This window comes from Vibrio sp. D173a (assembly GCF_030248475.1).
The window spans coordinates 1-24,538 of sequence record NZ_JAHGAH010000253.1; the positions used below are offsets into that span (position 1 = coordinate 1).

Genomic DNA, 24,538 nt, shown 5'->3' on the forward strand with positions numbered 1-24,538 from the left:
GCTTTCACGTCAACCCTCAAAATTATTCGATTCTCGATTCTCTTACAGCTTATCTGTCAGCTCGATTGCTTGACCGATGTAGTTTGCTGGTGTCATCTCTTTCAGACGTGCTTTCTCTTGCTCAGGAAGCTCAAGACCGTCGATGAAGTTACGCATTGCTTCGCCATCTACACGCTTACCACGAGTTAGCTCTTTTAGCTTCTCGTATGGCTTCTCGATGCCGTAACGACGCATTACTGTTTGTACTGGCTCTGCTAGTACTTCCCAGTTCTTATCTAGTTCAGCAAGAAGTGCTTCGCGGTTTACTTCTAGCTTGCTGATGCCTTTAAGCGTAGAAGTGTAAGCGATGATTGCGTAGCCAACACCAACACCAAGGTTACGTAGAACCGTTGAGTCAGTTAGGTCACGTTGCCAACGAGAGATAGGCAGTTTCTGTGCTAGGTGACCGAATACAGCGTTCGCAAGACCTAGGTTACCTTCTGAGTTTTCAAAGTCGATTGGGTTAACTTTGTGAGGCATTGTTGAAGAACCAATCTCACCAGCAATGGTTTTTTGCTTGAAGTGGCCTAGTGCAATGTAACCCCAAACGTCACGGTCGAAGTCAATCAGGATAGTGTTGAAACGAGCGATAGCGTCGAACAGCTCAGCGATGTAATCGTGTGGTTCGATTTGAGTTGTGTAAGGGTTCCAAGTAACGCCTAGAGACTCAGTGATGAACTCTTCAGAGAACTTGTGCCAATCTAGCTCTGGGTAAGCAGAAAGGTGTGCGTTGTAGTTACCTACTGCACCGTTGATTTTCGCTAGAATCTCAACGTTTTCGATTTGCTTGAATTGACGCTCCATACGGTACGCCACGTTTGCCATTTCTTTACCCATAGTAGATGGAGAAGCAGGCTGACCGTGTGTACGAGATAGTAGAGGAATATCGCGGTATTCCACAGCTAGCGCTTTGATAGCGTCGATTAGGTTACGGATTTCTGGAAGAATCACGTTCTCACGCGCTTCTTTAAGCATTAGAGCGTGTGATGTGTTGTTGATGTCTTCAGAAGTACATGCGAAGTGGAAGAACTCGTTTACTGCGTGCAGTTCAGGAACGTCTGCTACTTTCTCTTTTAGGAAGTACTCAACCGCTTTAACGTCGTGGTTAGTTGTACGCTCGATCTCTTTGATACGGCGTGCATCTTCTTCAGAGAAGTTTGCAGCAAGGTCGTCTAGGAATTGGTTTGCTTCTGCGCTAAACGCTGTCACTTCTGCAATTTCAGCAGTAGCAGCAAGCTTTTGTAGCCAGCGGATTTCAACGATAGTACGGTACTTTAGTAGACCGTATTCACTGAAAATTTCGCGTAACGCAATTGTCTTGCTTCCGTAACGGCCGTCTACTGGTGAAACAGCAGTCAATGCTGACAGTTCCATGATGTTCTCCTGAATTGGGTTTCTAAATTTCGTGAGCTTTATACCAATAACTGTGGCAATTGTCACGAATATTGCGCAAACGTTTGCGCGAGATTTGTTTTGGTCTAAAAAAATGAGCTCGCGATAAACGCGAGCTGCTTACTAGATACCTTATTACATTCGAGCAAGAAGGATTTGCGCTTGCTCTACCATCTTTTTGCGTCCGAAGATTAGGTGGCGACGTTTACCGCCAACTTGACGCCAAAGTACTGCGCTACGAATACCCGATAACAACAGCGCACGAACTTTGTGCTGGTTAGAGGTTTGTTGCAGTACCGATGGAGTACCAGTTACTTGAATACGAGGACCAATAGGGCTGACTACATCCAAGTAAATGCTTGCTAGGTTGCTGATCATTTGATCATCTAGCAATTCAAAATGTTCCGTTTGACGCTGAGCCATTTGGATGCGATCACCAAGTTGTGACATTGCATCGTTACGACCCGATAGCTTGCGCTCTAATGCCATTAGGCTGATGATGTAGCGAGTGACTTCACTTCCCGATGGGGTGCTATCAATCCCTTTCACCAAGCATTCAAGACCCAGCTTAAGGTCGGCCTCGCGACCGAAAACACCAATGGTGTTCGCTGGGCTAGTATTCAAAATGGCGTTAATTGACGTTTCAAAGGCATCTTGATCACAATGTCCGTCTCTCGCTACCTGTTGAACTAGAGCAACAGCTTGGCAGATACCTGCAAAAGCGATAGTACGGTCATAAAGTGTATTCGCCACGTAACGACTCCTAAGCTTGAGAATATTTAATGCGTTGCTCGATGATGCCGCCACCTAGGCACACGTCATCTTTGTAGAACACAGCTGATTGACCTGGTGTTACAGCAATTTGTGGCTCGTCAAAGATCACTTTAATGTTTTCATCATCGATAGGGATGATTGTACAAGGAATATCTTCCTGACGGTAACGAGTTTTCACTGTGCACTTCATAACATCGCGAATTGGCTCACGATCTACCCAGTGAAGTTGTGATGCAAGTAGACCTTCTGATTTAAGCATTGGGTGGTCTTTACCTTGAACGGCAATCAAAACGTTACGCTCTAGGTCTTTCTCACCAACGAACCATGGGTCTTCGTTACCACCGCCACCTTTGCGGCCACCGATGTGCAGACCTTTGCGCTGACCTAATGTGTGGTACATCAAGCCTTGGTGTTGACCAATCACTTCGCCTTCAGGCGTTTCGATGTTGCCTGGTTGAGCTGGAAGGTAGCGACCTAGGAATTCCGTAAACTTACGCTCACCGATGAAACAAATACCCGTAGAGTCTTTCTTCTTCGCTGTGATCAGATCTTGCTCTTCTGCGATGCGGCGTACTTCTGGCTTCTCTAAATCACCGACAGGGAATAGGCTACGTGCAATTTGCTCGTTGCTTAATGTGTACAGGAAGTAGCTCTGGTCTTTATTGCTGTCTAGGCCACGAAGCATCTGTGGCTTTTCAGCGTTCTCTGGGAAAGAGCGACGCACGTAGTGACCCATTGCAATGTAATCAGCGTCAAGCACTTCATCAGCGAATTCTAGGAATGCTTTGAACTTGATTTCTTTGTTACAAAGAATGTCTGGGTTTGGTGTACGGCCTGCTTTGTATTCAGCAAGGAAGTACTCAAATACGTTATCCCAGTATTCAGCAGCAAAGTTGATGGTGTGTAGGTGAATGCCTAGCTTGTCACATACTGCCTGAGCATCAGCAAGATCTTCTGCTGCTGTGCAATATTCTTCGTTGTCATCTTCTTCCCAGTTCTTCATGAACAGGCCTTCTACTTGGTAGCCTTGTTGCTTTAGAAGATACGCAGAAACAGATGAATCAACGCCGCCGGACATACCGACGATGACTTTCTTTTGGCTGTTATCAGACATTACTAAACACCACTAAAATTAACGGGACGCAGATTCTACCAGAATCCACTGACCGGGGACAGATCCGAGATCGAAATCACACTTCGATTTTGATGTAAATTTCACCGAAAACAAACCGTGTGTGAGAATTCGATAAGTATAGAAGGGTTATATATGGCATAGTTGGCAAAAATCCAAGAGGAAATATCAAATGACCGAAGAAAACCAATTTATGCAAGAAGCTGAGTTGATTGAAATTGTTGAAAACCAGCTCGAAGATGGCAACCCGATAAAAGTAAAAGAAACCTTAATGCGACTAATGATGACAGGTACGCCACGTGAAGATGCCGTTGCAATGATGGCTTGCGCGATGTCGATTGAGATTTTTGACGTAATGAAAAATGGTGGTGAGTTCAATCTAAAACGCTATACCGAACACCTCGAACAGCTGCCAGATTTAGGTTTCATGGAAGGCGAATAGAGCGTTAGAAAATAAAAAGCAGGGTGCAAACGTTTGCTATACTCGCTTTTATTGCTGCTTTATTGTCAGCGGTATAGAATCCGTTCTCCTTTTCATCCCTTACTCAGACTAACAATATGAAATTTCCTGGACAACGCAAATCCAAGCACTATTTTCCTGTTCATGCTCGCGACCCATTAGTGAGCCAAGCACAAGAAAGCAAGAAGATGACGCGCACTCATATCATCGGCATTGATCAAACGCTGGTTGATATTGAAGCGAAAGTGACAACGGAAGTGATTGAAAAGTACGGTTTGAGTAAAGGACACTCATTGGTAATCGATGATGCGACAGCTGAAGCACTTTACCAACAATTAAAAGAAGACTGCCTAATTACTAACGAGTATGCAGGTGGTACGATCGGTAACACGCTACATAACTACTCAGTATTGGCAGATGACCGTTCGACGCTTTTAGGTGTAATGAGCCAAGATATCAAAATCGGCAGCTACGGTTACCGTTACCTATGTAACACATCTAGTCGTATGGACCTGAACTACCTACAAGGCGTTGATGGTGCAATTGGTCGTTGTTTCGCTCTTATTACTGAAGATGGTGAACGTACTTTCGCAATCAGCGAAGGCCAAATGAACCAACTTCGCCCAGACAATATCCCTGAGAAAATCTTCAAGAGTGCATCTGCTCTGGTTCTTACTGCGTACCTAGTTCGTTGTAAAGAAGGCGATCCAATGCCTGAAGCAACGATGCGTGCTATTGAATACGCGAAGAAACACGATGTACCAGTGGTATTAACACTAGGTACTAAATTCGTTATTCAAGACGATCCAACATTCTGGCAAGAGTTTATTCGCGACAACGTATCTGTTGTAGCAATGAACGAAGATGAAGCAGAAGCGTTAACGGGTGAATCTGACCCATTAGCTGCCTCAGATAAAACGCTTGAATGGGCTGACCTAGTGCTCTGTACAGCAGGCCCTGTTGGTCTATTTATGGCAGGTTACACTGAAGACAGCGCTAAGCGTGAAACGTCATTACCTTTGCTTCCTGGCTCTATTGCGGAATTCAACCGTTACGAATTTAGCCGACCAGCGAAGAAAGACTCATGTGAAAACGCAATTAAAATATATTCGCACATCTCGCCTTACATGGGGGGCCCTGAAAAGATTAAGAACACCAATGGTGCTGGTGATGCAGCATTGTCTGCGGTTCTTCACGATATGGCTGCAAATAAATACCACAAAGAAAATGTGCCTAACTCAAGCAAGCACAATAATGAGTATTTAACTTACTCTTCATTCTCTCAAGTTTGTAAATATGCAAACCGTGCGAGTTATGAGGTTCTAGTACAGCATTCTCCACGTTTATCTCGTGGCCTTCCTGAGCGTGAAGATAGCTTGGAAGAAGCATACTGGGAACGTTAATTTATTATGTTGAATTAGCCAACCTATCACATACGAAAAATGGCGCATTTTGAATGCGCCATTTTTGTATCTATTTATAAATAAAAAGGTTCCGCTAGGGAATCTTTTTAAATTTTATAAATCTATTATTAGATTAGGAAATCGTCTAGAGATTTACCTGCATCAAGTTGCTCTTGGATTGCAGAAGGTGTACGACCTTGACCAGTCCAAGTTTTTTCTTCGCCGTTAGTATCAGTATATTTGTACTTAGCAGGGCGAGGAGCACGCTTAGATTTTGCTTTAGTTTTTGTTTCACCAGCAAGTGCACTAATTAGCGCTTCAACGTCGATACCGTCTTGAGCGATTTTTTCTGCGATAGCTGCTAGTTTCGCTTCTTGCTCAGCTTGTGCTGCGCGGTCTGCTTCTTCTGCTTCTTTACGCTCTTCAACAACGATAGTTAGTTTATCTAGAGCTTCTTCCAATTGCTCTAGAGTTAGCTCACGAGAAAATGCACGGAGGCTACGGATATTTAGAAGTGTTTTAGTCAGCTCAGACATAACGATTCCTATTAATAGGTTAAAAGTTTCTACATTGCTTATCGAGACGATAAATAAAATGCGAATCTAGATTTAAAAATTAGTGTCCTTATATTTAACTTTATCTTTCTCATATGTGCAAATGCTAATTCATGATTTAGATTAAATTTCTTTAGTTTTTTGGGGAGGAAACAATATTAATTAATCAATTTGAAATCTAATTAGTCATTTCCAACACTTTTCTCTTTATAGATACCATCTTTTTCTCGATCACCTTCATGTTTATTTATCGCTTGAATTTAATTTCTCTTTTTCTGACAGAGAAGGGTGAGATTGTGAATGTTGTTGTCGTCATATTTTTTTCATTTATTGTTACACGTAAAACTATGACGAATTTAATAGTAGTAATAAAGTTTCATAAACGACAACATAGAAGTGATTGCAGTTGCGTAATGTATGAGTTGATCACATTCCATTTATAAATCGAAAGTGCGATTATTTATTCATTTAATTTAGTTTGATGTGTTGCATTGGTAGGCCTCATGAGTACAATGGCTGTCACCTGATGCAATATTGCAGACAAATTGTTGTTAATTTGTACGATTAACAGTTAAATGTTTGTTATTGCCGTAGAGGTGCAGTCTCGAAGAGTAGCTATTATTGGGGTGATGCCAATGAATAATAGTGGAAGGCGATGATTGCCGAAGTAGGTGGCCTATCGAAGCCACTTGCTGGGGTTGTCTCTGAAAGGAACAACACTGCCATAGTATATTTACATCAAACTATGGAGCGCTACTGTAGGGTTGGGTGGAGTGTTCGCTTCCCTGTCGCTAAGTTCAACATGAGCACGTGCCGTATGCTACGTGACTTGTCTGCAGTAGATCTCTAGCCAAACTTTGGTTTTTGAAGATCATGAATTTAATAGATTTTGCACATTCTCCTGTTTCGTTATTACCGCCTATTGTCGCACTGACGCTGGCGATTCTAACTCGACGTGTTTTAGTTTCTCTTGGTGTTGGTATCGTACTGGGTGCGGTGCTACTTAACGATTGGTCTATCGGTAACACGGTAGGTTATGTTAGCTCTCAAGTTTCTTCTGTCTTTATTGAAGACGGTGGTATTAATACTTGGAACATGAGCATTGTTGGCTTCCTAATCCTTTTGGGTATGACAACAGCACTGTTAACACTTTCTGGTGGTACTCGCGCTTTCGCTGAATGGGCGCAAACACGAGTAAAAAGTAAACGCGGCTCTAAACTTCTTGCAGCCTTCCTTGGCGTATTCATTTTTGTCGACGATTACTTTAATAGTCTTGCCGTCGGTGCGATCTCTCGCCCAGTGACTGACCGTTTCTACGTCTCTCGCGCCAAGCTTGCGTACATCCTTGACTCAACCGCTGCACCAATGTGTGTGATTATGCCAGCTTCTAGTTGGGGTGCGTACATCATTACCATCATCGGTGGTATCTTGGTGTCACACGGCATCACTGAATACTCGGCGCTTGGTGCTTACGTTCGTCTTATTCCTATGAACTTCTACGCAGTATTTGCTCTACTAATGGTATTTGCAGTGGCGTGGTTTGGTCTGGATATCGGTAAGATGCGTGAACATGAAATCGCAGCGTCTCAAGGCCGTGGTTTTGATAAAGATAAAGAGAACGACTCACAAGAAGCACACGACTTAAACGAAGAGCTAGATATTCGTGAAAGCGAGAAAGGTAAGGTTTCTGACCTAATTCTTCCTATCGTAACGCTTATTGTGGCGACTATTGCTTCAATGCTTTACACCGGTGGTCAAGCGCTAGCAGCAGATGGTAAAGAATTTGCGCTGTTGGGTGCATTTGAAAACACGGATGTTGGTACTTCTCTAATCTACGGTAGTTTACTTGGTCTAGCAGTTGCGTTGTTCACTGTTATTAAGCAAGGTCTACCAATGGTTGAGATTGCACGCACGCTTTGGATTGGTGCTAAGTCAATGTTTGGTGCAATCCTTATCCTTGTTTTCGCTTGGACTATTGGTTCAGTTATCGGTGACATGAAGACGGGTTCTTACCTATCTACAATGGCGCAAGGCAACATCAACCCACACTGGCTACCAGTTATCCTGTTCTTGCTGTCTGGCCTAATGGCGTTCTCTACGGGTACGTCATGGGGTACGTTCGGTATCATGCTTCCAATCGCGGGAGACATGGCTGGCGCAACAGACGTGGCACTAATGCTACCAATGCTAAGTGCTGTTCTAGCTGGTGCAGTATTTGGTGACCACTGTTCACCAATTTCAGATACAACGATTCTGTCGTCAACAGGTGCACGCTGTAACCACATCGATCACGTATCAACACAGTTACCTTATGCATTATCAGTCGCGCTTGTTTCATGCGTGGGCTTTATTGCTCTTGGTATGACAGCTTCAATTGCGTTCTCTTTCATCGCAGCGTCGATTACATTCGTTATCGTTTGCGCTATTTTGTCATGGCTTTCAAAGTCAAAAATGGCATCTTGTCAGAGTGCGTAATTCACTGAATTAAAAAAGTAAATTTATAGGAGGCTTCGGCCTCCTTTTTTATTTGTATTATACAATTCGATTTTTTTTAAAATTAAGGGTTGAAAAAAGTAATCAGCTTGGTTAGTGTGGTTACTAACAAAGCAAATGAGAAGAGCCTTGAAATAAGTATGCGTAATTTTGTAATGAACATTCATCACCATCATCACCCAATATAGTCTTTCGGGAGATGTACGCATACCCGGGAGATAGGATACTCCCGGAGGTGAAAATCAAAGTAAAAACAGATTTCAAACCCTCGGGAGACCAAAATCTCTCGAGGGTTTTTTAGCTTTACTGGTTTATAAAATATTTAAATTACCGAATCTGGCACAGGGATAAAGCAATGCAAACACAACGCTTAAGAATTGCAATTCAGAAAAAAGGTCGTCTTAGCAAAGAGAGCCAAGCTCTACTTAAAAAATGCGGCGTGAAATTCAACGTGATGGGTGAGCGCTTAGTTGTTCATTCTGAAAATATGCCAATTGATTTACTTTTGGTTCGTGACGACGATATTCCTGGTCTAATTATGGATGGCGTTGTAGACCTTGGCTTTATCGGTGAAAATGAACTGGAAGAAGTTCGTCTAGATCGTAAAGCTTTGGGTGAACCGTATGAATTTGTTCAACTTCGTCGTCTTGATTTCGGTGGTTGCCGTTTATCTATCGCAATCGACAAAGACGAAGAGTACAACGGCCCTCAAGACCTAGCTGGCAAACGTATCGCTACGACATACCCACAACTGCTAAAAGCTTACATGGATGAAGTGGGCGTTCCATTCTCAACATGTATGCTGACAGGCTCTGTAGAAGTTGCCCCTCGCGCGAGTCTTGCTGATGCCATCGCTGACTTGGTTTCTACTGGCGCAACGCTGGAAGCGAACGGCCTTAAAGAAGCTGAAATTATCTTCAAATCAAAAGCGACGCTGATTCAACGCATCGGTGAGTTCGACGCAGACAAAGTGGCGCTAATCGAAAAGCTGTTAACTCGTATGCAAGGCGTACAGCAAGCGAAAGAGTCTAAGTACATCATGTTACACGCACCAGCTGAGAAGCTAGACCAAATCAAAGCATTGCTTCCTGGCGCAGAAGACCCAACAGTATTACCTCTGTCTGCTGACAAGCAAAAAGTTGCGGTTCATTTGGTAAGTACTGAAAACCTGTTCTGGGAAACTATGGAACAGCTAAAAGAACTGGGTGCGAGCTCAATTCTAGTACTACCAATTGAAAAAATGATGGAGTAATCGCAATGAGAACCGTCGTATGGCAATCGCTAAGTGAAACGCAGCAAGACTCAATCCTAGAACGTCCTGCAATTACAGAAGGTGCGAATATCACTGCCGCGGTTTCAGAAGTAATCGCAAAAGTTCGCAAAGAAGGTGATGCCGCATTATTGGAGCTGACTGAGAAGTTTGACCGTGTGAAACCTGAATCCATTCTTGTTTCTGCTCAAGAAATCGATGAGGCATCAGCGCGTCTTTCTGAAAAGATGAAAAGCGCATTAGAGCAAGCGTATGAAAACATCACTAAGTTTCACAAAGCACAAAAGCCACAGCCAATCAAAGTAGAAACTCAACCGGGTGTACTTTGTGAGCAAGTAACGCGCCCAATTCAAAAAGTGGGTTTGTACATTCCCGGTGGCAGTGCGCCATTGCCATCGACTGTTTTGATGCTTGGTGTTCCTGCAAAGATTGCAGGCTGTCGTAAAGTGGTGCTTTGTTCTCCACCGCCAATTGCTGACGAGATCCTTTATGTAGCAAAACTGTGTGGTATTGATGAAGTGTACAACGTTGGCGGTGGTCAAGCCGTCGCTGCGATGGCTTATGGCACCGAGACTGTATCGAAAGTCGATAAGATCTTTGGTCCGGGCAACGCTTATGTGACCGAAGCAAAACGACAGGTGAGTAATGATTTCCGTGGCGCAGCGATTGATATGCCTGCAGGTCCATCAGAAGTGCTTGTGATTGCCGATGAAACCGCAGATGCAGACTTTATTGCTGCGGATCTTTTGAGCCAAGCAGAGCACGGTCCTGATTCTCAAGTAGTACTTGTGACACCTTCACCTGTGATTGCGGATCAAGTGACGGACGCAGTTCAACGCCAACTTAAAGAACTGTCACGTGCGGATATTGCCGAGCAAGCATTAGCTTCAAGCTTGATTATTATCGCCGAGTCTCTGACTCAATCGGTTTCCATCTCGAACTACTACGGTCCTGAGCACTTAATTGTTCAGACTAAGAACCCACGCGAGCTTCTGCCTCTATTAAACAACGCAGGTTCTATTTTCCTTGGTGATTGGTCGCCTGAATCAGCAGGTGACTACGCATCGGGCACTAACCACGTTCTTCCTACTTACGGTTACACACGTACTTATTCAAGCTTAGGCTTGGCGGATTTCTCTAAGCGTATGACGATTCAAGAGCTATCTGCTGATGGCCTAAAGAACCTTGCCCCTACAGTGGTCACAATGGCTGAAGCGGAAGGCTTGGATGCACACAAACGTGCAGTGACAATTCGTACTGAGAAATTAACCCGTGTAGAAAAACTGGCCGCTAAGTAAGAGGACAATGAGATGGAAAAGCTAGCGCGTAAACAAGTCCAACAACTTACCCCTTATTTGTCGGCTCGCCGAATTGGTGGTACCGGTGACGTATGGCTAAATGCTAACGAATCGCCATTCAATAATGAATACAAAACAGACTTCGCTCGTCTCAATCGTTACAGCGAATGTCAGCCAAAAGAATTGATTTCCGCTTATGCAGCCTATGCGGGTGTGAAACCAGAACAAACGCTGACTTCTCGCGGTGCAGATGAAGGTATTGAGCTACTGATTCGTGCATTCTGTGAGCCGGGTGAAGATGCGATTCTTTACTGCCCACCAACTTACGGTATGTATGCCATCAGTGCAGAAACCATCGGTGTTGAGCGAAAAACCGTGCCGCTAACGTCAGATTGGCAACTAGACCTTGCAGGTATCGAAGCTAACCTGGATAACGTGAAACTAGTTTTTGTATGTTCGCCAAACAACCCGACAGGTAACTTAGTTAAGCGTGAAGATATTGTCTCTCTGCTTGAGATGACAAAAGACCGAGCAATCGTGGTGATGGATGAAGCGTACATTGATTTTTGCCCTGAAGCATCAACGGTAGATTTACTGGCGCAATATCCGAATCTTGCGATTTTGCGTACTCTGTCGAAAGCTTTTGCGCTTGCTGGTCTGCGTTGTGGATTTACGCTTGCGAACGAAGAGCTGATTAATGTACTTCTTAAAGTTATCGCACCATATCCAGTACCGGTGCCAGTAGCAGAAATTGCGACTCAGGCGCTTTCGGAAGCTGGCTTAGCAAGAGCGAAGTTCCAAGTTCTCGATCTGAATGTAAACCGTGCCTACTTGCAAGTTGGTCTTTCAATGATTCCGGGTTTGGAAGTGTTTGAAGGGTGGGGGAACTACCTATTGGTGAAATTCCCAGATGGCGATGGGCTTTTCAAAGCCGCTTGGGAGACGGGGATTATTTTACGTAACTCGCCAATTGAGAACTGCGTACGTATCAGTGTGGGTAACCGTGACGAGTGCGAAAAAACACTTGGATTTATTAGAAACTACTACGGATAAGTAGAGAAAAAATTTATCGCTCTTGCTCAATAGCGGGAGCGCCAAAAGAATAGCAATATAGCAATAAGGAAGTTCGAGTGAGCAAACAACAAAAAATCCTTTTTATCGACCGTGATGGCACCTTAATTGTTGAGCCGCCAGTTGATTTTCAAGTAGACCGTTTAGATAAGCTAAAACTAGAGCCATTTGTTATCCCAAGCCTGTTGTCGTTGCAGGATGCAGGATACCGCCTAGTGATGGTCACGAACCAAGATGGTTTGGGGACCGACAGCTACCCACAAGAAGATTTTGATGCACCACACAACATGATGATGGAGATCTTTGAATCTCAAGGTGTGAAGTTTGATGACGTGCTGATTTGTCCTCACTTCGATGAAGATAACTGCTCTTGCCGTAAGCCTAAATTGGGCTTGGTAAAAGAGTACCTTCAAGGTGGCAAAGTTGATTTTCAAAACTCCGTTGTGATTGGCGACCGTCAAACTGATCTTCAGCTTGCAGAAAATATGGCAATTCGTGGCATTCAATACAATCCAGAAACCATGGGTTGGAAACAGATCTTGAAAGATCTAACGGTGAAGGCACGCGTTGCTGAAGTGATTCGTACTACAAAAGAAACAGACATCAAAGTTGCGGTGAACCTTGATGAACAAGGCGGCAATGACATCTCTACAGGTCTTGGTTTCTTCGACCACATGTTGGATCAAATCGCGACGCACGGCGGATTCCAGATGGTGTGCAAAGTGGAAGGTGACCTGCACATTGATGATCACCACACGGTAGAAGATACCGCTCTTGCTTTGGGTCAGGCGTTGAAAGAAGCACTGGGTGACAAACGTGGTATTGGTCGCTTTGGCTTCAGCCTGCCAATGGATGAGTGCTTGGCACAATGTGCACTGGACCTATCAGGTCGTCCTTACCTTAAGTTCGACGCGCAATTTAGCCGTGAGCAAGTGGGTGACCTTTCAACAGAGATGGTGGTTCACTTCTTCCGCTCTCTGACTGACACTTTAGCATGTACGCTGCACCTTTCTTCTGCGGGTAACAATGATCACCACATCATTGAGAGCCTATTTAAAGCGTTTGGTCGCACTCTGCGCCAAGCAATCAAAGTAGAAGGCACTGAGCTACCTAGTAGTAAAGGCGTACTTTAAGGCTAACGTTAGCAAGGAGAAAAACAGTGACAGAACAGAAAGTTGTCATTATCGATACTGGCTGTGCCAACGTCTCTTCGGTGAAGTTTTCTATTGAACGCCTAGGTTATGACGTAACGATTTCAAAAGATCCACAAGTTGTATTGGCGGCTGACAAGCTATTCCTACCGGGCGTGGGAACCGCTAGTGAAGCGATGAAAAACCTAGAAGAGCGTGACCTAATCAGCTTGGTAAAACAGGTAGAGAAGCCGCTACTAGGTATCTGTTTAGGCATGCAACTGTTGGGCAAAGTGTCTCAAGAAAAAGGCCAGAAAGCCGACGAGTTAGTCGAGTGTCTTGGACTTTGTGACGGTGAAGTGAAGTTGCTACAGACTGGCGACTTACCGTTGCCGCATATGGGCTGGAACACGGTGTCTGCAAAAGCAGGTAACCCACTGTTCAAAGGTATTGAAGAAGGTGAGTACTTCTACTTTGTACACAGCTTTGCAATGCCTGTCGGGGATTACACGATTGCTGAGTGTGAATACGGCAACCCGTTCACAGCCGCAGTACAAAGCGGCAACTACTACGGTGTGCAATTCCACCCTGAGCGTTCTTCAAAAGCGGGCGCGAAGCTTATTCAAAACTTCTTAGAATTATAAAAGGGATTTAGTGTGATTATTCCAGCTATTGATTTAATTGAAGGACAGGTGGTTCGCCTTTATCAAGGTGATTACGGCCAAGTAACCGAGTACAAAGTCGACCCAGCAGAGCAGTTCAACTTGTACCACCAAGCAGGTGCCAACTGGTTGCACTTGGTGGATTTAACTGGCGCGAAAGACACGACAGCACGTCAGCTAGATTTGATTTCAAAGCTATTAGCAAGTACGCCAGCGAACATCCAAATCGGTGGTGGTGTGCGTACAGAGCAAGACGTGATTGATCTGTTAGAAGCCGGTGCGCAGCGTGTTGTCGTTGGCTCTACAGCAGTAAAACAACCAGAACTTGTGAAAGGTTGGATGGAAAAATACGGCGCAGAGAAAATCGTTCTCGCGTTAGACATCAACATCGACCAAGACGGCACACGTAAAGTAGCGATTTCTGGCTGGCAAGAAGATTCAGGCGTGACCATCGAAGCTCTAATCAACGATTACCTAACGGTCGGTCTACAGCACGTGCTTTGTACGGACATTTCTCGTGACGGTACGCTAGAGGGATCAAACGTTGAGCTTTACGTTGACCTATGCAAACAGTATCCACAAGTGCAGTTTCAATCTTCAGGTGGCATTGGCTCATTAGCAGATATCGAAGCGCTAAAAGGCAGCGGTGTGGCTGGTGTAATTGTTGGTCGTGCGCTGTTAGATGGTAAGTTCACAGCAGAGGAGGCATTTGCATGTTGGCAAAGCGAATAATTCCATGTCTTGATGTTCGTGATGGACAAGTAGTGAAGGGCGTGCAGTTCCGTAATCACGAGATCATTGGCGACATCGTTCCACTGGCGCAGCGTTATGCTGAAGAAGGCGCTGACGAGCTTGTGTTCTACGATATTACCGCTTCAAGTGATGGTCGTGTCGTCGATAAAAGTTGGGTCGCTCGCGTTGCAGAAGTGATTGATATTCCGTTTTGTGTGGCTGGTGGCATTAAGTCAGCAGAAGACGCAGCACGCATTCTTGAGTTTGGTGCAGACAAGGTGTCTATCAACTCACCTGCACTGGCGAACCCTCAGTTGATTACTGACCTTGCTGATAAATTTGGTGTGCAATGTATTGTCGTTGGTATCGATTCATACTACGACAAAGAGACCGGCAAGTATCAGGTTTACCAGTTTACTGGTGATGAAGAACGCACCAAAGCGACCCAATGGGAAACGCGTGATTGGGTGCAAGAAGTACAAAAACGTGGCGCTGGTGAAATCGTACTGAACATGATGAACCAAGATGGTGTGCGTAACGGCTACGACATCGAACAACTGAATATGGTGCGCGAAGTATGTAACGTACCATTGATTGCATCGGGTGGTGCTGGTGCCATGGAGCACTTCGCAGAAGCCTACCAAAAAGCCAATGTGGATGGAGCGCTTGCTGCATCGGTATTCCACAAACAAGTCATCAATATTGGTGAACTAAAGCAGTATTTGAAACAACAAGGCATTGAGGTACGACTATGAGTGTAAAAGCCGCCGAAGTAAGTTCGCTAGCTGAGCGAATCAACTGGGAAAAGGTGGATGGTCTGGTACCTGCCATCGTACAAGATTTCCAATCAAGCCAAGTGCTGATGATGGGTTACATGAACCAAGGTGCGTTGGCAAAAACGGGCGAAACAGGTCAAGTGACGTTTTTCTCTCGAACTAAACAGCGTCTTTGGACGAAAGGTGAGACCTCTGGCAACGTATTGCAATTGGTGAACATTCAGCTCGATTGTGACAACGACACGTTACTGGTGAAAGTGAATCCCATTGGTCCTACGTGTCACTTGGGTAACACAACTTGCTGGGATGTGGACCCTCAAGAGGAGTCACAAATGGTGTGGCTTCATCAACTTGAGCAGCTACTGGCTGCCCGCAAGAGTGCCGACCCAGATTCCTCTTATACTGCCAGTCTTTATGCCCGTGGCACCAAGCGTATTTCGCAAAAAGTGGGCGAAGAAGGCGTTGAAGTCGCGCTTGCGGCGACGTCGGGCGATAAGGCGGAGTTAGTGTGTGAATCAGCAGATTTGATTTACCACTTAATGGTATTGCTTCAAGACCAAGGCTTATCGATGAATGACGTAGTGAACAAACTGAAAGAGCGTCATAAATGAGCTGCGATAGTTAAATGAAGCTCCATGACCCGAGAGTCTAGGGGCTTCCTTAATGTAATCTTGTTGATTCGGTGGGGAAGCCTGACAGCAGAGATCGAGGTGATTAGATTCTGAATCATCTCGTTCCTCGATGTTCAGAATGACGGTATATTTTCTATTGATGCTTGCAATAGAGTTATCTACTTAGGACAGGTATACAAATTTACGTCATTCCGACGAGCCTAGGCGAGATCAGGAAATTAAATTGAAGCGCGCTCAACAAGCTAAGCGTCGATACTCTTAGCCACAACACTTCTTAAACTTCTTACCGCTTCCACAGATACACGGATCGTTACGACCGACCTTTAGACTGCTTACTGGTTGGCTTAAGCGAGGATCTTGTTCCGGCTCTTCTTCTGGGAACGTGCCATCAATGTAGTACCAAAGCCCATCTTCTTTCACGAAACGAGAACGTTCAGTCATACAGTAGCGTTTGCCGTCCTCATCAAAGTAAGCGTTGAATTCAACAAAACCTTCATTCTCGTTGCTACTCGCTTCGGCTTTTACTACCTCAAGCTTGCACCAATCGCTGTCGATGGATTGGGCAATGCCTTCACGTTGCTCTTCTGCATTACAGCTTGGATGGTATGTGTTCACCACGTAATCCACTAGACCTAACACATGCGCACTGTAACGAGAGCGCATTAGCTGCTCCGGAGTGGTGACGTCAGCATGGTTATTGTGGGCAATTTCACAACACTGTTGGTAGGTGCGGTTAGAGCCGCAAGGACAAGAAGAAGCCATAAAATGAAATCTCGATTAATTAAGCGGTAAAAACAAACAACCCCACATAAGTGAGGCTGGAGGTATTCTTTGGGGCATTATAGCGATTTAGGGCGTTTGAGACAGCAGTTCTTGAGCCCAAGCTGTGGATTGGCTGAACGCTTTGGCTAATTGTGGCTCAGTCAGTTTAAGTGCGCTACCGTACTTTTCCGTTGTTTCCCAATCGGCTTTTTCGTAAGCGATGATCATCGAAAGAAGATAGCCTAATACGCCTTTGCGACTTGTGAGCGCTTGCTTGATTTCCTCATCAACTGGAATGTCACTGATCACGTCGCAAAGCGGTTGGTCTAATAGTGAACCTAATAGTGAGAACATTCCTGTTAAAAACGCTTGGCCGGGATCGTATTTAGTGTTCATCTGGCTGAGCAAAATTTCACACATACGGGCGCTGAATCGCTAAAGAGTACAAAGAGTCAGGTTTATCTTCGTGCACTGAAGCAATGGCAACAAGAGAAATAAAGCGTCTTAAGCGTTCTTCACCAAGATAAACCAGCGCCTGTCGGAAAGACTTAATCTTAGTGGTGAGCGTGTAACCCGAGTTTACATAAGTCATTAGCTTATAAGACAGGGTCACATCGATTGAAAACAGGCGTTCGACTTCATTGAAATTGATGGGTTTGTCTGCGATCTCTTTACACAGTTGAATCACCGTCAAAAACGCCGGGTTAAGGCGTTTTTTCTGAATCATCTCAGGTTTACTGAAGAAGTAGCCTTGGAAGTAGTTAAAACCAGCATCCATTGCCTGTTCAAACTCTTCATAGGTTTCGACTTTCTCGGCTAAAAAGTCGATACCAAAGTGGCCAAGTGATTGAATGTAAATCGCGGCCTTTTCGATAGGGACTAAGCGAATGTCGAACTTGATGATCGCAACATAAGGTAAAAAACGCTTCCAAGCTTTAGTCGGAACAAAGTCATCTAACGCAACGCGATAGCCAGATGCATGTAGATGTTTGATTGCATGAAGTAACTCGTCTGTTGGCTCACAATCTTCCAATACTTCAACCACGAGTGATTCATTGGGAAACAGAGTAGGGACGAGATTGACCAAGCTTTGGTATGGAAAATTAACAAAGCCGAGCTTATCACCCAGAGTACTGTAGTGCGTGGTGAGGAAATGGTCAGATAGAAGTCGACTAGTAGCCAGCTCAGGTTCTACTTCTGGAAAGGTATTTTTCGGACCGTCACGGAAGAGAAGCTCATACCCGATGGTACGCTTTTCTCTATCCAGTATCGGTTGGCGAGCTACGTATGAATACTTCAATGCGGTGCTTTGTTCTGTTTAACTGAGTAATACGATGATAGCGATTTTCTGTAAAATTTCTATGCTTTGCGCGTCAATCTTCTACACGCTCGACATGCTTTACTTCAATGTTGTGTCAAACGGTCGTGTTTGCAAGTCAAAATTGTCAGAATCTACTTTTAAAACCGAGCCTTGGCTATACCAATCACCTAAGACAATACGTGTTGTTTTAACACCATTTAATTCAAAAATATGTGTATTTGGGCGGTGCGTGTGACCGTGAATCATCAGGTTGACGCAGTTTTGAGACATAACGCGCTCTACTTCGCCTTGGTTAACGTCCATGATGTCGAGAGACTTGGTTTGTTTGTCGTCTCGAATGTCTGACTGAACTTTAGCGACAATTCTTTTCTTAACGAACCAGGGAATACGATTAAACAACCATTGAAGCCATGGCTTATGAACGGTTTTTCGAAACTCTTGGTATTTCACATCATCAATGCAAAGTGTATCGCCATGCAGGATCACGGCTTTTTGACCATAAAGATCAATTGTGCAGACATCATCAAGCAATGTCATACCGGTTTCTTTGCAAAAGCGTTTACCCAGTAAGAAATCCCGATTGCCTTGGATGAAGAAGGTTGGCACACCAGAATCCGTCAGTGCTTTAAATTCGTTACGGATTTGACTTGCAAAAGGGGTGTTGTCATCGTCACCAATCCAGAATTCGAACAAATCACCAAGCACGTACAGTGCGTCGGCATGGATTGCTTCTGAACGCATGAACGTAACAAAGCACTCCGTGATATCAGGACGTGATGGGGTAAGGTGAAGATCAGATATAAATAATGTTGTCATAGAAATAAGGGGAAGCGACGCCTCCCCACAAACTTATCTCTTGGCAGCAATTCTAAAGAATTACTCTTCGATTGTTGTACCAGTGATCACTACGTCTTCTAGAGGTACGTCTTGGTGCATGCCGTAAGAACCAGTGCTCACACCTTTGATCTTGTTTACGATGTCCATGCCTTCGATTACTTCACCGAATACACAGTAACCCCAACCGTCTAGGCTTTCGCTACGGAAGTCTAGGAACGTGTTGTTGTTTACGTTGATGAAGAACTGAGAGCTTGCTGAATGCGGCTCCATAGTACGAGCCATAGCAAGTGTACCCACTTTGTTGCTAAGACCGTTGTTTGCTTCGTTCTTGATCGGTGCACGTGATGCTTTTTCACGTAGACCAGACTCCATACCACCACCTTGGATCATGAAGCCGTCAATAACACGGTGGAAAAGAGTGTTGTCGTAGAAACCGTCGCGGCAGTACTGAAGGAAGTTTGCGCTAGTCTCTGGCGCTTTCTCTTCGTTTAGTTGAATCTTGATGTCACCAAAATTAGTGTGAAGGGTGATCATGCTACTTTCCTTTACTGTGTTGTATTGAAACTGCGATTCTAGCCTAAGTTATTACGCTTTAAAAACTCAGGAAGAACAAATTAATAGTTTTGTGCTTGAAGTTTAGCCGATTATCGTTTTATCCGTGAATTGCTATTACCTAATAAGGTCTGAGTTGTTATACTCGGCCTTCTTGTTATCCATTCACAATCATAGATAGAGATCATGTTAAAGATATATAACACACTCACAAGACAGAAAGAGGAATTCAAACCAATTACAGCCGGCAAAGTTGGCATGTATGTCTGTGGAGTTACCATCTACGATCTCTGTCATATCGGTCACGGTCGTACTTTCGTTTCTTTCGATGTGGTTTCTCGTTACTTGCGTTACCTTGGTTATGACCTAACGTTTGTACGTAACATCACTGATATCGATGACAAAATCATCAAACGTGCAGCAGAAAACGGTGAATCTTGTGATTCATTGACAGAGCGCCTTATTGGCGAAATGCACGCTGACTTCGATGCTCTGAACATGAAACGCCCTGACGTTGAACCTCGTGCAACTCAGTTCATCGCTGAAATCATCGAATTGGTTGAAAAGCTAATCGAGCGCGGTCTCGCATACGTTGCAGATAACGGCGACGTAATGTTTGAAGTCGGTAAGTTCAACGAATACGGAAAACTGTCTAAGCAAGACCTTGAACAGCTGCAAGCTGGTGCGCGTGTTGATATCGAAACTGCGAAACGCAGCCCACTGGACTTCGTACTTTGGAAGATGTCTAAACCGGGTGAACCAACATGGGAATCACCATGGGGTCCAGGTCGTCCAGGTTGGCACATCGAATGTTCTGCAATGAACTCTTCAATCCTAGGTAACCACTTCGACATTCACGGTGGCGGTTCTGATCTTCAGTTCCCACACCACGAGAACGAAATCGCGCAATCTTGCTGTGCACACGACACTCAATACGTGAACACATGGATGCACAGCGGCATGGTAATGGTAGACCGTGAGAAGATGTCTAAGTCTTTGGGTAACTTCTTTACTATCCGTGATGTTCTTGGTCACTACGATGCTGAGACGGTTCGTTACTTCCTAATGTCAGGCCACTACCGTAGCCAGCTAAACTACAGCGAAGATAACCTAAATCAAGCGCGTGCTTCTCTTGAGCGTCTATACACGTCTCTACGTGGTCTCGATCTAAACGCAGCGCCAGCAGGTGGTGAAGAGTACGTATCTCGCTATACTGCAGCGATGAACGACGACTTCAACACGCCAGAAGCTTACTCAGTACTGTTCGACATGGCGCGTGAAGTAAACCGTCTTAAGACAGAAAACCTAGAGAAAGCGAGCGAGCTAGGTGCGCTAATGCGTGAACTGGCTGACGTGATCGGTATTCTTCACCAAGATCCAGAAGCGTTCCTAAAAGGTGACGCTGGTAACGATGATGAAGTGGCTGAAATCGAAGCACTAATCAAGCTACGTAACGACTCTCGTGCAGCGAAAGACTGGGCTAACGCAGATATGGCTCGTGATAAGCTGACGGAGATGGGCATTGTTCTGGAAGATGGCCCAGAAGGCACAACGTGGCGTCGTAAGTAATTGAATCTTTTAAAAGGGCTGATGATTCAGCCCTTTTCTTTACAAGTTTTTATAAATTCTAAACTTTAACGAAGGTAGTGCTCTGTGGCTCAAATGTATTTCTATTACTCAGCAATGAATGCGGGTAAATCGACAACTCTTCTTCAATCTTCATTTAACTACCAAGAACGTGGCATGACGCCTGTGATTTTCACAGCAGCGTTAGATGATCGTTACGGTGTGGGTAAAGTGAGCTCTCGTATTGGTTTGCAATCAGATGCACAATTGTTCCGTCCAGATAGCAATCTTTACCAAGAGATTGCAGCACTGCATGAGGTTGAAAAACGTCACTGCATTCTGATTGATGAGTGTCAGTTCCTATCTAAAGAGCAGGTTTACCAACTCACAGAGGTGGTGGACAAGCTGCATATTCCGGTTCTTTGTTATGGCCTTCGCACCGATTTTCAAGGCGAACTTTTTGAAGGCAGCAAGTACCTGCTATCTTGGGCAGACAAGCTGGTTGAGCTAAAAACGATTTGTCACTGCGGTCGCAAAGCAAACATGGTTATTCGTACTGATGAGCATGGCGTTGCAATCAAAGAAGGTGATCAGGTTGCAATCGGTGGTAACGATCGTTACGTATCCGTTTGTCGTCAACACTACAAAGAAGCAATTGGTAAGTAAGCCAATCTAGATAAGAGAAAGCCACCGAATTCGGTGGCTTTTTTATTGTCTGGTTGTTGGTCACTGAGCGAGGGATTACGCGAGACCAAACTCGAACTTTTCTCGCAGTGCTTGGTAGGAGGATTCAACGTGAGCAGGAATCTCTTGCTTCGTTTGAAAGCCTTTCTCAGGGTAAGTCTTTACGCGAGAAAAATCTTCCATCAATGCTTCCAGTACCATCATCAGAGGCATCTCTTCGTTAATGTACTCAAAGAAAGGATGCGCAGTAGAGGTTACTTGCAGACGTGAATAAGGTGATTGCCACTGTTTTTCGAAGGTCGCGATGGCGCGTCGTTCCATAAATGGTTTTTGAACCAAGATGAGAGACTCGCAGTTAACCTCTTTTTCTATCAACAATTGTTCCGTGAATCGAACGTTCTCTCCGCTGTTGCTTGATTGTGTTTCGATTAAGATTGCTTCGTTTGGTACACCAGCAAGTTTTGCTATTTCTGCAAAGGTTTCGGCTTCGCTTTTGTCAAACAAGCCATCCGTAAAACGGCCTTCACCGCCAGAAAATACAATCAGAGGTGCAAGCTTTTGGTGGTAAAGCTTTGCGGCGTATTCGGCAACACGTAAATCATTGCTACACATAACAAATAAGCAGTCAGCAGGTGTAAGTTCCTGCTTGAGTTGCATGTAATCCCACAAGGTTTCAATGTGTTGATAAAGCTTCATAGTGCATCCAGCGTTGAGTTGAATTGGAACTGGTAGCCAAGCGTAGTAAGCTTGTCTGCAAGGATTCGTTTATCGGCAGTTTCAGTTACTGGCGGAAGGGCAATATCTAAATTACTTTTCGTAATGGCCACTTGGTAAAATTCGGCTTTGCTGACAGTATTCGGCGTGGTGGCGTTCACCACTTCATTGCTGATTTGATTGAGAGCGAAAGCCGTTGCTGCTACAGCATCGTTTTGATGCACCATATTCGCTGGGGCCTTCCGGCTCACTTGTTTTAATCGCATTGCAAAGCGAGAAGGATGGCGGTCAGAGCCTATCAAACCACTGCAACGGACGATGGCGTAGTTGATACCGGAATCAATGACGTATTGCTCTGCTTGTAGCATGATGCGAGCGTTGTCTGAGAAGTGTTCCTTCGTCTGAGCCAATGCAAGTGTGGCGTCTTCTTCTTTCATATCGACGGCTAGGTTTGGGTATACCGTCGTTGAGCTGACCATCAAAATCTTTTCAACGTTACTTGCTTTTGCCGCTTCAGTTAAGCGCTGCCATTGCTGTGCGTACTCTTGTCCATTCCCTTTACGAAAGCCAGGAGGGAAAGCGCCGACAATACGTTTGATATGGTGCTGTTTGATGATATCAATGAGTCGCTGCTCAGAGTTGGATTCATTGAGGTCGAGTAGAGCAGTTTTAACGAAAGGTATTGGAAACTCATCCAATCGAGTTTGACTGCGTCGCGTGACGATCACTTGATGCCCTTGGTCAATGAGCGTTTGTGCAAGTGGGGTACCTAGCCAGCCTGCACCTATGATCAATGTATTTGCCATCGGTAATGTTCCTACTGTCAGCCCTGAGTTTATTCAAACAGGGTTTGTAATTCTAATCTAGCTTGTTGGTGTAGGGGATCGGAATGCCATTTCTGATGTTGTATCAAATCAATGTTGACTTGCCATGCCAGTTTTGTGAATTCTTCGCCAAGTTTCACTAAGGTGTTTGGCGCGTAAGACACCAAATGTTCAGGAAGAAAGCACCAGCCAAATCCCTTGTTCGCCAGTTCTAATAATATGTAGTAATCATCAGCGTACCAGATATCTGGGCTGAACGCCTGATTAAGACCACTCACATCTTCATTCTTTGAACGGATCACCAGTTGGCGATGCTGCTTAAGTTCATCGATGTTTCGGATGGGCTGTTTTGCTAAAGAGTGCTCAGATGATACAAACACGTCGAAACCAATATTCCCCAAGTTAGATAAATCAACATTCTTGGGCATTTGTAAATCACTTAGAATAATGCCTGTCGTCGCGCGCTCAGATTTGAGGAGCTCGATAATGTCCGGGCTTGATGCCGTGAGACACTCTACCTGAAGGTTAGGGAATTTTTGCTCTAAGTTCTTCAATGCAATAGGGAGACGAGTTAATGGAATCCCTTCATCAACAGCAAGCACTAACTTGTTTGCTGGCGCAGAGAAAAGTTGAGATGCCTTGTTATTCAGTCGATCCAGTTGACTGAGCGTCGCACGTGCGTATGGCATTAGTTCATGACCTTTCTCAGTTAGCTTGGGATAGCGGCCAGAGCGATCAAATAGATCGACACCGCAATCCAGTTCCATGTTCATGATGTGTTGGCTGATCACCGATTGTGCCCGGCCGAGCTTTCTGGCAGCGGCTGAAAAGGAGCCGGCTTCAGACGTGGTCACAAACGCTTGCAGTTGTTCAATAGTAAACATATCGCTTTTACCGATGGTATCTAACTTTTGATTATCTGAATGATAGATAAAATGCCAGTCATTGAGTAGAACTATTTAGGTAAAACATCATGACTCGTAACGAACGTATCTTTCACGCTGTACTATTTGAAATGATTGCTCTCGCGATCATTATCCCTGCTGCTTCTTTGATTACAGGGAAGGGATCCAGTGATTTAGCGGTGGTCGGTATTGGTTTGAGTCTTTACACTGTCGTTTGGAACTACATTTATAACCTGTACTTTGATAAGTGGTTTGGTTCAAACCGAGAGGATCGCAGTATAGCTATGCGAATTGGTCACACGCTGGGATTTGAAGGTGGATTAATCTTCTTGTCTATCCCTGTGATTGCGTGGTTCTTGGAGATCACTTTGCTGCAAGCGTTGGCATTAGAGGCAGGCTTTTTAATTTTCTTCTTATTCTACGCGACGGGCTTTAACTGGGCATATGATAAAATTCAGCCATTTGGAAAAGTGAGAAAACTGATCGCTTAATACAGTGAATCTAGATAAATTTAGTTATCAAAAAAGCCACCATTGCGGCTGTCTCTTATACACA

Annotated in this window: 24 protein-coding genes, 1 pseudogene, 1 riboswitch and 1 other annotated feature; of the genes and pseudogenes, 14 read left to right on the top strand and 11 right to left on the bottom strand. The window is 44.6% G+C overall.

All coding sequences use genetic code 11. From position 1 onward, the window contains the following. Nucleotides 1-42: 42 nt before the first annotated feature. From purB to mnmA, 3 genes are all read right to left on the bottom strand, one after another. A complete protein-coding gene (purB, locus tag KIV40_RS22290) occupies nucleotides 43-1,413 on the bottom strand; it encodes an adenylosuccinate lyase (protein WP_285351367.1) in 1,371 nt (456 codons plus the stop codon). A 153-nt stretch (nucleotides 1,414-1,566) separates the two neighbouring features. Continuing rightward, a complete protein-coding gene (gene hflD, locus KIV40_RS22295) occupies nucleotides 1,567-2,184 on the bottom strand; it encodes a high frequency lysogenization protein HflD (RefSeq protein WP_005427511.1) in 618 nt (205 codons plus the stop codon). Between the two features lie 10 nt (nucleotides 2,185-2,194). After that, nucleotides 2,195-3,319, bottom strand: a complete 1,125-nt coding sequence (mnmA, locus tag KIV40_RS22300; RefSeq protein WP_285351368.1) for a tRNA 2-thiouridine(34) synthase MnmA — start codon at nucleotides 3,317-3,319, stop codon at nucleotides 2,195-2,197. A 190-nt stretch (nucleotides 3,320-3,509) separates the two neighbouring features. On the opposite strand from mnmA, the gene KIV40_RS22305 reads away from it, so the two are divergent. Together KIV40_RS22305 and KIV40_RS22310 are read left to right on the top strand one after the other, a co-directional pair. After that, nucleotides 3,510-3,779, top strand: a complete 270-nt coding sequence (locus tag KIV40_RS22305) for a hypothetical protein (protein ID WP_005528818.1) — start codon at nucleotides 3,510-3,512, stop codon at nucleotides 3,777-3,779. 116 nt (nucleotides 3,780-3,895) lie between these two features. Then, nucleotides 3,896-5,200: an inosine/guanosine kinase gene (locus tag KIV40_RS22310; RefSeq protein ID WP_010646129.1), complete on the top strand. Its 1,305-nt coding sequence runs from the start codon at nucleotides 3,896-3,898 to the stop codon at nucleotides 5,198-5,200. Nucleotides 5,201-5,328: 128 nt separating this feature from the next. On the opposite strand, the gene KIV40_RS22315 is transcribed toward KIV40_RS22310, so the two are convergent. Further along, nucleotides 5,329-5,736, bottom strand: a complete 408-nt coding sequence (locus KIV40_RS22315) for an H-NS family nucleoid-associated regulatory protein (protein ID WP_005427520.1) — start codon at nucleotides 5,734-5,736, stop codon at nucleotides 5,329-5,331. 601 nt (nucleotides 5,737-6,337) lie between these two features. Then, a riboswitch (Lysine riboswitch) is annotated at nucleotides 6,338-6,518 on the top strand. 109 nt (nucleotides 6,519-6,627) lie between these two features. On the opposite strand from KIV40_RS22315, the gene tet(35) reads away from it, so the two are divergent. The 9 genes from tet(35) (at nucleotide 6,628) to hisIE (ending at nucleotide 15,797) form a co-directional block, all read left to right on the top strand. Beyond that, on the top strand, nucleotides 6,628-8,229 hold the full coding sequence (tet(35), locus tag KIV40_RS22320; RefSeq protein WP_010646127.1) for a tetracycline efflux Na+/H+ antiporter family transporter Tet(35): 1,602 nt from the start codon (nucleotides 6,628-6,630) through the stop codon (nucleotides 8,227-8,229). A gap of 181 nt (nucleotides 8,230-8,410) precedes the next feature. Next, nucleotides 8,411-8,548, top strand: a sequence feature (His leader region). 54 nt (nucleotides 8,549-8,602) lie between these two features. Further along, nucleotides 8,603-9,499 (top strand): ATP phosphoribosyltransferase, encoded by an 897-nt coding sequence (gene hisG, locus KIV40_RS22325; RefSeq protein ID WP_285351371.1) that lies wholly within the window; start codon nucleotides 8,603-8,605, stop codon nucleotides 9,497-9,499. A gap of 5 nt (nucleotides 9,500-9,504) precedes the next feature. Then, nucleotides 9,505-10,815: a histidinol dehydrogenase gene (gene hisD, locus KIV40_RS22330; protein ID WP_285351373.1), complete on the top strand. Its 1,311-nt coding sequence runs from the start codon at nucleotides 9,505-9,507 to the stop codon at nucleotides 10,813-10,815. 12 nt (nucleotides 10,816-10,827) lie between these two features. After that, nucleotides 10,828-11,868 (top strand): histidinol-phosphate transaminase, encoded by a 1,041-nt coding sequence (gene hisC / locus KIV40_RS22335; protein WP_285351375.1) that lies wholly within the window; start codon nucleotides 10,828-10,830, stop codon nucleotides 11,866-11,868. Between the two features lie 77 nt (nucleotides 11,869-11,945). Beyond that, nucleotides 11,946-13,019, top strand: a complete 1,074-nt coding sequence (gene hisB / locus KIV40_RS22340) for a bifunctional histidinol-phosphatase/imidazoleglycerol-phosphate dehydratase HisB (RefSeq protein WP_005450760.1) — start codon at nucleotides 11,946-11,948, stop codon at nucleotides 13,017-13,019. 26 nt (nucleotides 13,020-13,045) lie between these two features. Next, nucleotides 13,046-13,660, top strand: a complete 615-nt coding sequence (gene hisH, locus KIV40_RS22345) for an imidazole glycerol phosphate synthase subunit HisH (protein WP_134976679.1) — start codon at nucleotides 13,046-13,048, stop codon at nucleotides 13,658-13,660. 12 nt (nucleotides 13,661-13,672) lie between these two features. After that, nucleotides 13,673-14,410, top strand: coding sequence for a 1-(5-phosphoribosyl)-5-[(5-phosphoribosylamino)methylideneamino]imidazole-4-carboxamide isomerase (hisA, locus tag KIV40_RS22350; protein ID WP_285351378.1), 738 nt, complete (start codon nucleotides 13,673-13,675; stop codon nucleotides 14,408-14,410). Then, complete coding sequence (gene hisF / locus KIV40_RS22355) at nucleotides 14,392-15,165, top strand: imidazole glycerol phosphate synthase subunit HisF (RefSeq protein ID WP_004749837.1); 774 nt, start codon at nucleotides 14,392-14,394, stop codon at nucleotides 15,163-15,165. Before hisA ends, hisF begins: the two co-directional genes overlap by 19 nt. Continuing rightward, nucleotides 15,162-15,797 carry a bifunctional phosphoribosyl-AMP cyclohydrolase/phosphoribosyl-ATP diphosphatase HisIE gene (hisIE, locus tag KIV40_RS22360; protein ID WP_285351380.1) on the top strand — a complete coding sequence of 212 codons (636 nt, stop codon included), beginning with the start codon at nucleotides 15,162-15,164 and terminating at the stop codon, nucleotides 15,795-15,797. Before hisF ends, hisIE begins: the two co-directional genes overlap by 4 nt. A gap of 279 nt (nucleotides 15,798-16,076) precedes the next feature. Here hisIE and KIV40_RS22365 read toward each other — a convergent pair whose 3' ends face one another. From KIV40_RS22365 to KIV40_RS22380, 4 genes and pseudogenes are all read right to left on the bottom strand, one after another. Then, entirely contained in the window at nucleotides 16,077-16,580 is a 504-nt protein-coding gene (locus KIV40_RS22365) for a YchJ family protein (RefSeq protein WP_005427536.1), read from the bottom strand. A gap of 87 nt (nucleotides 16,581-16,667) precedes the next feature. Further along, nucleotides 16,668-17,880: pseudogene (locus KIV40_RS22370) on the bottom strand (EAL and HDOD domain-containing protein). 99 nt (nucleotides 17,881-17,979) lie between these two features. Further along, the gene (gene lpxH, locus KIV40_RS22375) at nucleotides 17,980-18,717 is read right to left on the bottom strand and encodes a UDP-2,3-diacylglucosamine diphosphatase (RefSeq protein WP_285351382.1); all 738 of its coding nucleotides are present in this window, start codon (nucleotides 18,715-18,717) and stop codon (nucleotides 17,980-17,982) included. A gap of 60 nt (nucleotides 18,718-18,777) precedes the next feature. Then, the gene (locus KIV40_RS22380; protein ID WP_005533685.1) at nucleotides 18,778-19,272 is read right to left on the bottom strand and encodes a peptidylprolyl isomerase; all 495 of its coding nucleotides are present in this window, start codon (nucleotides 19,270-19,272) and stop codon (nucleotides 18,778-18,780) included. Between the two features lie 204 nt (nucleotides 19,273-19,476). Here KIV40_RS22380 and cysS point away from each other — a divergent pair, with 204 nt between their 5' ends. Further along, on the top strand, nucleotides 19,477-20,859 hold the full coding sequence (cysS, locus tag KIV40_RS22385) for a cysteine--tRNA ligase (protein WP_285351385.1): 1,383 nt from the start codon (nucleotides 19,477-19,479) through the stop codon (nucleotides 20,857-20,859). A gap of 84 nt (nucleotides 20,860-20,943) precedes the next feature. Continuing rightward, complete coding sequence (locus KIV40_RS22390; RefSeq protein ID WP_285351386.1) at nucleotides 20,944-21,522, top strand: thymidine kinase; 579 nt, start codon at nucleotides 20,944-20,946, stop codon at nucleotides 21,520-21,522. Nucleotides 21,523-21,597: 75 nt separating this feature from the next. On the opposite strand, the gene KIV40_RS22395 is transcribed toward KIV40_RS22390, so the two are convergent. The 3 genes from KIV40_RS22395 to KIV40_RS22405 are packed head-to-tail and all read right to left on the bottom strand — an operon-like array spanning nucleotide 21,598 to nucleotide 23,962. After that, nucleotides 21,598-22,236 (bottom strand): YdcF family protein, encoded by a 639-nt coding sequence (locus KIV40_RS22395; protein ID WP_081234137.1) that lies wholly within the window; start codon nucleotides 22,234-22,236, stop codon nucleotides 21,598-21,600. After that, entirely contained in the window at nucleotides 22,233-23,060 is an 828-nt protein-coding gene (locus tag KIV40_RS22400) for an NAD(P)H-binding protein (protein WP_285351389.1), read from the bottom strand. The genes KIV40_RS22395 and KIV40_RS22400 overlap by 4 nt, the downstream gene beginning before the upstream one ends. A 29-nt stretch (nucleotides 23,061-23,089) precedes the next feature. Beyond that, nucleotides 23,090-23,962: a LysR family transcriptional regulator gene (locus tag KIV40_RS22405; RefSeq protein WP_285351391.1), complete on the bottom strand. Its 873-nt coding sequence runs from the start codon at nucleotides 23,960-23,962 to the stop codon at nucleotides 23,090-23,092. A gap of 89 nt (nucleotides 23,963-24,051) precedes the next feature. Between KIV40_RS22405 and KIV40_RS22410 the strand changes: the two genes are divergently transcribed. Further along, nucleotides 24,052-24,474 (top strand): PACE efflux transporter, encoded by a 423-nt coding sequence (locus tag KIV40_RS22410; protein ID WP_134976669.1) that lies wholly within the window; start codon nucleotides 24,052-24,054, stop codon nucleotides 24,472-24,474. Nucleotides 24,475-24,538 lie beyond the last annotated feature (64 nt).